The 7,358-nt window shown below is 38.2% G+C and carries 9 protein-coding genes and 1 other annotated feature; of the genes, 8 read left to right on the plus strand and 1 reads right to left on the minus strand.

Annotated elements, in window-relative coordinates:
• The first annotated feature begins 272 nt into the window (after positions 1-272).
• From thrS to V7112_RS04285, 6 genes are all read left to right on the plus strand, one after another.
• A complete protein-coding gene (gene thrS, locus V7112_RS04260; protein WP_335415925.1) occupies positions 273-2,204 on the plus strand; it encodes a threonine--tRNA ligase in 1,932 nt (643 codons plus the stop codon).
• Positions 2,205-2,535: 331 nt separating this feature from the next.
• Positions 2,536-2,670: a sequence feature (ribosomal protein L20 leader region), on the plus strand.
• A 65-nt stretch (positions 2,671-2,735) separates the two neighbouring features.
• Positions 2,736-3,254, plus strand: a complete 519-nt coding sequence (infC, locus tag V7112_RS04265) for a translation initiation factor IF-3 (RefSeq protein ID WP_335416383.1) — start codon at positions 2,736-2,738, stop codon at positions 3,252-3,254.
• Positions 3,255-3,275: 21 nt separating this feature from the next.
• Positions 3,276-3,476, plus strand: a complete 201-nt coding sequence (gene rpmI, locus V7112_RS04270; RefSeq protein ID WP_335415928.1) for a 50S ribosomal protein L35 — start codon at positions 3,276-3,278, stop codon at positions 3,474-3,476.
• A 39-nt stretch (positions 3,477-3,515) separates the two neighbouring features.
• Positions 3,516-3,872, plus strand: a complete 357-nt coding sequence (rplT, locus tag V7112_RS04275; protein ID WP_057999469.1) for a 50S ribosomal protein L20 — start codon at positions 3,516-3,518, stop codon at positions 3,870-3,872.
• A 377-nt stretch (positions 3,873-4,249) separates the two neighbouring features.
• On the plus strand, positions 4,250-4,519 hold the full coding sequence (locus V7112_RS04280) for a DUF1294 domain-containing protein (protein WP_335415931.1): 270 nt from the start codon (positions 4,250-4,252) through the stop codon (positions 4,517-4,519).
• A gap of 84 nt (positions 4,520-4,603) precedes the next feature.
• On the plus strand, positions 4,604-5,179 hold the full coding sequence (locus V7112_RS04285; protein WP_335416385.1) for a TVP38/TMEM64 family protein: 576 nt from the start codon (positions 4,604-4,606) through the stop codon (positions 5,177-5,179).
• 20 nt (positions 5,180-5,199) lie between these two features.
• Here V7112_RS04285 and V7112_RS04290 read toward each other — a convergent pair whose 3' ends face one another.
• Entirely contained in the window at positions 5,200-5,595 is a 396-nt protein-coding gene (locus V7112_RS04290; RefSeq protein ID WP_335415932.1) for a sigma-w pathway protein ysdB, read from the minus strand.
• 109 nt (positions 5,596-5,704) lie between these two features.
• On the opposite strand from V7112_RS04290, the gene dut reads away from it, so the two are divergent.
• Both dut and V7112_RS04300 read left to right on the plus strand, forming a co-directional pair.
• Positions 5,705-6,142, plus strand: coding sequence for a dUTP diphosphatase (dut, locus tag V7112_RS04295; RefSeq protein WP_335415934.1), 438 nt, complete (start codon positions 5,705-5,707; stop codon positions 6,140-6,142).
• Between the two features lie 80 nt (positions 6,143-6,222).
• Complete coding sequence (locus V7112_RS04300; RefSeq protein ID WP_335415936.1) at positions 6,223-7,308, plus strand: M42 family metallopeptidase; 1,086 nt, start codon at positions 6,223-6,225, stop codon at positions 7,306-7,308.
• Positions 7,309-7,358: the final 50 nt, after the last annotated feature.

Raw genomic sequence — 7,358 nt, forward strand, 5'->3', positions numbered from 1 at the left:
ACCGTTATTTATTTCTTGAGCCATGGATAGACATATGTCTAACATGGGAACTTGGGTGGAACCACGGATATTTAATATAAATACTCGTCCCTTTTTATTAGGGACGGGTATTTTTTATTTTCACATTTTATATCTAGCTCAAGAAGCCATCGGCTCTCTGGTCTAAGCTAATCGCTTCGGAAGGTAAAATGCACCTTCTGCCAGCGCTCATCTTATGCTTGTCACCGATAAGCAGGCGCATTGCGCTTTAAATTTCAAAGGAGTTGAAACTGATGTCAGATGTAGTAAAAATTACATTCCCAGACGGAGCAGTGAAGGAGTTTCCTAAAGGAACAACAACAGAAGAAATTGCGGGCTCAATCAGCCCAGGACTTAAGAAAAAATCATATGCTGGTAAATTTAACGGCAATGAAATCGATTTGCGAACAGAAATCCATGAAGATGGTGAGATTGCAATCATTACCCAAGATACTGATGCAGCATTAGAGATCATGCGCCACAGTACAGCTCACTTAATGGCTCAAGCGATTAAGCGTTTATACAAAGACGTTAAGCTTGGTGTGGGCCCGGTTATTGAAAATGGCTTCTACTATGATATTGATATGGAAAAGTCTTTAACACCTGAAGATTTACCTGAAATTGAAAAAGAAATGAAGAAAATCGTCAATGAAAATCTTGAAATTCACCGTGTTGAGGTTTCACGAGACGAAGCGATTCGTCGATACGAAGAGATTGGTGATGAGCTTAAGCTTGAGTTAATTGAGGATATTCCAGAAGGCGATACATTAACTATTTACGAGCAAGGTGAATTCTTTGACCTTTGCCGTGGCGTTCATGTTCCTTCTACTGGAAAAATTAAAGAATTTAAGCTATTAAGCATTGCTGGTGCATACTGGCGTGGTGATAGTGACAATAAAATGCTTCAACGTATTTACGGAACAGCATTCTTTAAAAAAGCAGACCTTGAGCAACATCTTCACTTCCTTGAAGAGGCAAAAGAACGGGATCATCGTAAGTTAGGTAAAGAACTTAGCCTATTTACGAACTCACAAAAAGTAGGTCAAGGCTTACCATTATGGCTTCCAAAAGGTGCGACAATTCGTCGTGTTATCGAACGCTATATCGTGGATAAAGAAGTGAGACTTGGCTATGACCATGTGTATACGCCTGTTCTTGCAAATGTCGATCTTTATAAAACTTCAGGTCACTGGGACCATTATCAAGATGACATGTTCCCTGTCATGGAAATGGATAATGAAGAGCTTGTTCTTCGTCCAATGAACTGTCCTCATCACATGATGATATATAAAAATGGCATTCACAGCTATCGTAAGCTTCCAATTCGTATCGCTGAATTAGGAACAATGCACCGTTATGAAATGAGTGGAGCATTATCTGGTCTACAACGTGTTAGAGGGATGACACTTAATGACGCGCATATCTTCGTTCGTCCTGATCAAATTCAAGAAGAATTTAAACGTGTTGTTAATCTTATTTTAGAGGTTTATAAAGATTTTGATATTAAGGATTTCAGCTTCCGTCTTTCTTATCGCGACCCTGCTGATATTGAAAAATACTTTGATGATGATGCAATGTGGGAAAAAGCTCAAACAATGTTAAAAGCTGCGATGGATGACCTTGGTCTTGATTATTTTGAGGCTGAAGGTGAAGCAGCATTCTATGGTCCAAAGCTTGACGTTCAAGTTCGTACAGCGCTTGGAAAAGATGAAACACTTTCAACTGTTCAGCTTGACTTCTTATTACCGGAACGCTTTGATTTAACTTATATTGGTGAGGATGGAAAACAACATCGTCCAGTCGTTATCCACCGTGGTGTTGTATCAACAATGGAACGCTTTGTTGCTTATTTAATCGAAGAATACAAAGGCGCATTCCCAACTTGGTTAGCACCTGTTCAAGTTCAAGTCATTCCAGTATCTCCAGACGCTCATTTAGAGTATGCGAAGAGTGTTCAAGAGAAACTTCAAGCAGAAGGTTTACGTGTAGAAATTGATGACCGCGATGAAAAGATCGGCTATAAAATTCGTGAAGCACAAATGCAAAAAATTCCATTTATGCTTGTTGTAGGGGACAATGAAAAAGAGGAAAATGCAGTAAACGTCCGCAGATATGGCGAACAAAAATCAGAGACTCTTGCCTTTGAAACATTCCTTGCAAATATCCTACAGGAAGTTAAAAGATAAAGTGAAACTTCATTTCGTGGGAAGGTTCATCCCCACGAAATGTTAGTTGAGGCCCACTTGATGTGGGTCACAAAGACGTTGCCACAGGACGTGGCGTGCTTAGTCTTTGTTCCTAAAAATCGGGCTTTTACTGGCAGTTAATCCCTAATAGACTTGCCTGTAATACCATGAAATTTTGAGGTTGGATTTTACTGCCAGTTAATGCGGGATAAAAAGGTCTTGTCAAAGATAAAAGTGCATGCTAGAATAAACTTCGTTGTGTTGTTCTAGCATCACTGTTTGACAGACACCATCAGAAATGTTATACTATTGAAGGTAATTGAATACTTGTTTGATAAAGTAGAAGCACCCGCTTCTCACCTGATTGACGCAATTTGCAGTTGGTAGGTCTTACGTTCATTAATCATTATTGTGTAAATGAATTGTAATAGTGTGGGTGTGTATACATTCACACTTTTTTGTTTGTCTCAAATCTGTAAAATGCGCAAGATTTCAAACGAGGCATTCTTTAAAAAACCTTGGAGGTGGCTAATTATTAGCAAAGACATGATGGTAAACGAGGGCATTCGTGCCCGTGAGGTTCGTTTGATTGGTCCAAATGGTGATCAGCTAGGAATTAAATCCAAAAATGAAGCATTAGAGATTGCTACTAGAGCAAATCTTGATCTTGTATTGGTTGCCCCAAACGCGAAACCACCTGTATGTCGTATCATGGACTACGGAAAATTCCGTTTTGAGCAACAGAAGAAGGAAAAAGAAGCTCGTAAAAACCAAAAGGTTATTAACATCAAGGAAGTTAGACTAAGTCCAACAATTGATGAGCATGATTTTAATACTAAGCTTCGCAACGCAATTAAATTCCTTGAAAAAGGTGACAAAGTTAAAGCATCAATTCGCTTTAAAGGTCGTGCGATTACACATAAAGAAATCGGTCAACGTGTTTTAAATCGTTTTTCTACAGCTTGTGCTGAAGTTGCTACTATAGAATCACATCCAAAAATGGATGGAAGAAGCATGTTTTTAGTACTAGCACCTAAAACTGAAAAGTAATGAATTGAGGAGGAACTCCCTATGCCAAAAATGAAAACACACCGTGGAAGTGCAAAGCGTTTTAAGAAAACAGGATCTGGTAAACTGAAACGTTCACAAGCATATACAAGCCACTTATTCGGAAATAAAACTACGAAACAAAAGCGTAAGCTTCGTAAAGCTTCACTAGTAAGCAAAGGCGATTTCAAACGTATTCGCCATATGTTAGACAACATTAAATAATCGATGAATGATTGATATAGATTCTAGGAGGGAAACAAAATGCCAAGAGTAAAAGGCGGAACTGTTACACGCAAACGTCGTAAAAAGGTATTAAAATTAGCTAAAGGTTATTTCGGTTCAAAACACACTTTATATAAAGTTGCAAACCAACAAGTAATGAAATCATTAATGTATGCTTATCGTGACCGTCGTCAAAAGAAACGCGACTTCCGTAAGCTATGGATTACTCGTATCAACGCAGCTGCTCGTATGAACGGTCTTTCTTACAGCCGTTTAATGCACGGACTTAAGCTAGCTGGTATCGAAGTAAACCGCAAAATGCTTGCTGACCTAGCTGTTAGCGATGAGAAAGCATTCGCAGAATTAGCAACTGTTGCAAAAAGCAACCTAAAATAAAATAGAAATGCGTAAGCGACTTGATCAGAAATGAGGAAACTGGCCGACTACAATCGCCACGTCCTGTGGCAACGTCGGCACTAGCACATCCTGTGCGTCGAAGACTTCGACTAAGAGGCGTATTTTGCCTCTGCCGGAGAGGTTGAAGTTTCCCGAATTTCTAGTCGCTGAAGCTAGACAATAAATAAGTTTAGGTAAAAAGGTTACTCCCGTTGTAAAATGAGAGTAACCTTTTTTGTTTGTTGATTTAGCTAACGGCCATAGAAATGGAATAACGACCATAGAATCAAAATATCGACCATAGAATTGAAATAATAGCCATAGAACAAAAATAATGACCATAGGGCGTAGTTTGCGCCCCAAAGGAGGGAAATCTAATGTACTCAATTCTAATAATCTATGTAATCCTAAATATTTATGGATTCCTACTTATGTATATCGACAAAAACAGAGCCAAGAATCATAAGTGGCGCATCTCAGAAAAACATATTTGGATTGTCGCTATTTTAGGCGGAGCTCTTGGAGAAACATTTGGTATGAAGCAATTTCGCCATAAGACAAAGCATAAACAATTTGTTATTCTCCTACCATTACTAACTATACTTACACTAGGTCTTTACATTTATATTTCCTTTAACTTGTCATAACAACTTGTACGATTGTATATGCTTAATTAGCACTTTTTCTTAGAATCTTATCGAAAGAGGTGAGTTGCTCATTTGGATGATACAATGACACTGTTGTTCGTTTTTATTGAATCCACTGGACTGCTGGCACCCGTTATTTTTATAGGGATACATCTTATCCGGCCGTTCTTTTTTATACCGGTGCCAGTCATATGTATCGTCGGAGGAATTTTGTTTGGGTCCGCTTTTGGAACAATCTATTCCCTAATAGGCTTAACCATGCTCAGCATTCTTTTTTATTTTTTATATAGGCAGGTTCCGAAGTTGTCAAAAAAAATAAATCTACTCAAGCAAAAATGGTTAGGCGACAAAGTGAATTTTACCATTGGGCAAATTGCAATCTTACGTCTTATTCCTGTTATTAATTTTCATCTTTTATCCTTATGTATCATCGATGTCACAAGAAACTTTCGAGAATATGCCAAAGGCTCCTTCATTTCAAATATCCCTGTAGCTCTTCTCTACACCGTTTTTGGTCAATTTATCCGTGAATTCTCTACAACTGTGATTCTCGCGATACTTCTTGCACTTACTCTCTTGTTCTATCTATTAAGAGAAAAACAAGTCATTATTAAATGGCATGAATTTTTTAATTCTAAAGCAGATAGGTCTTATCAATAAAATAAAAAACAGTCATGAAATCATCGTTCACGACTGTTTTCCTTTATGAGTTCTTTTATCGGGCTCTTCCAATCAATTTTAGCATGAGGATACACTTCACTAATTCTACGTTCAATGTACTGGAAATCTGTGTAGGTTAATCCCTTAAGATTGTCTTTTTTTGCCCAAACAAAGATGGAGACAACCTCAAACGATTTCTGTGTAGATCCTAAATATTTTTCCCCTTCAAATAAAACGCCCTTATACGTTAATAAAAAATTTTTATGGACATTTGCCTGGTCATCAAGCCAGTAAAATTCTCGTTTTTCTTGAGCGAGCTCAAGCTTCCTCTTTGGATTCAGAACGTACTTGAAGATCCGATATAATAAAAAAATGATTAAAAGTATGATGACAAAACGAATAAGTAGGACAAACATAAGGGGACTCCCTCCATTTTTAATCTGCCAACATATACGAATTACCTCCCCAAAAGGTTTCAAGTTATTAAAAATTTGTTATAATTTTTTCCTAGAGGAGGATTTTTACATGACATACAACTTAAAAGTAATGCTCCTAAACAAGGATGCAAGGCTTCCGTTGCAAGCAAATCCAGGTGATGCGGGCTTAGATTTATTCTCTGCCGAAGAAAAAATAATTAAACCAGGTGAAGCTGGGTTAATTAAGACGGGAATTAAAATAGAACTGCCACCTGGAACCGAAGCACAAGTTAGACCAAGAAGTGGCTTAGCACTTAAACATTCGGTAACAGTTTTAAATAGTCCTGGAACAATTGACGAGGGATACCGTGGGGAAATTGCGGTCATCTTAATTAATCATGGAAAAAATGACTTTGTAGTGGAAAAACAAATGCGGATTGCACAAATGGTGATTGCCGAAGTAGCTCAGGTAAACTTGCTGCAGGTTGAGGAAGTGACATCTTCTGAAAGAGGAGAAGGCGGATTTGGTTCAAGTGGGACGAAATAATATGGAGACAAAATTGCCCAATTGCCACTATTTTCTGTATAATGAAATGGTCAAATTAACGAAAGTTAGGTGTTGGGAAAATGGCAAAGCTTGATGAAACATTAACGATGCTAAAAGATCTTACCGATGCAAAGGGTATTCCTGGTAATGAACGAGAGCCTCGTGAAGTCATGAAAAAATACATAACTCCATATTCTGATGAAATTTCGTTCGATGGATTAGGAAGCTTAATTGCGAAAAAAGAAGGAAATGCAACAGGTCCGAAGATTATGATTTCTGGACATTTAGATGAAGTCGGTTTCATGGTAACACAGATTGATGAAAAAGGATTTTTACGTTTTCAAACAGTTGGTGGCTGGTGGTCACAGGTTATGCTTGCACAACGTGTAACCATTGTTACTAGTAAAGGGGATATTACCGGTGTAATTGGTTCAAAACCACCACATATTTTATCTGCTGATGCACGTAAGAAGCCTGTTGAAATCAAAGATATGTTCATCGATATTGGTGCAGCAAGTAGAGAGCAAGCCCTTGAATTTGGGGTGAAGCCTGGTGACCAAGTTGTCCCATATTTCGAATTCACAGTCATGAATAATGAAAAAATGCTACTTGCAAAAGCATGGGATAACCGTATTGGCTGTGCGATTGCAATCGATGTATTAAAGTATTTAAAAAATGAAGATCATCCAAACGTAGTATATGGAGTGGGTTCTGTTCAAGAAGAAGTTGGTCTTCGTGGTGCAAAAACGGCCGCTACAATGATCAAGCCTGATATTGCAATTGCCGTTGATGTTGGAATTGCAGGTGATACCCCTGGAATTTCAGAAAAAGAAGCATTGAGTAAAATGGGAGAAGGTCCGCAAATCATTTTATATGATGCTTCGATGGTTTCCCATAAAGGCCTGCGTGATTTTGTAGTGGGAGTAGCCGATGAAATGAATATTCCATATCAATTTGATGCGATTGCTGGTGGTGGAACGGATGCGGGAACCATTCACATTACCCTTGAAGGTGTCCCTTCTTTAGCAATTACAATCGCAACACGCTATATTCATTCACATGCCGGTATTCTTCACCGTGATGATTATGAAAATGCTGTGAAACTAATTGCTGAAGTAATTAAACGATTAGATGAAAAAACAGTAAATCAAATCAAATACGATTGATAATCAAATACGCCTTGGCGTATTTGCGCCCGATTTTTTAGGCCCACACG

It is taken from the genome of Bacillus sp. JJ1566 (assembly GCF_036962685.1).
Lineage (GTDB): Bacteria > Bacillota > Bacilli > Bacillales > Bacillaceae_L > Ferdinandcohnia.

Excerpts from the sequence above, each read along its gene's own strand:
- thrS (WP_335415925.1), top strand. The coding sequence starts at position 273 with ATGTCAGATGTAGTAAAAATTACATTCCCAGACGGAGCAGTGAAGGAG.
- rpmI (WP_335415928.1), top strand. The coding sequence starts at position 3,276 with ATGCCAAAAATGAAAACACACCGTGGAAGTGCAAAGCGTTTTAAGAAA.
- rplT (WP_057999469.1), top strand. The coding sequence starts at position 3,516 with ATGCCAAGAGTAAAAGGCGGAACTGTTACACGCAAACGTCGTAAAAAG.
- V7112_RS04280 (WP_335415931.1), top strand. The coding sequence starts at position 4,250 with ATGTACTCAATTCTAATAATCTATGTAATCCTAAATATTTATGGATTC.
- V7112_RS04285 (WP_335416385.1), top strand. The coding sequence starts at position 4,604 with ATGACACTGTTGTTCGTTTTTATTGAATCCACTGGACTGCTGGCACCC.
- V7112_RS04290 (WP_335415932.1), bottom strand. The coding sequence starts at position 5,595 with ATGTTTGTCCTACTTATTCGTTTTGTCATCATACTTTTAATCATTTTT.
- dut (WP_335415934.1), top strand. The coding sequence starts at position 5,705 with ATGACATACAACTTAAAAGTAATGCTCCTAAACAAGGATGCAAGGCTT.
- V7112_RS04300 (WP_335415936.1), top strand. The coding sequence starts at position 6,223 with ATGGCAAAGCTTGATGAAACATTAACGATGCTAAAAGATCTTACCGAT.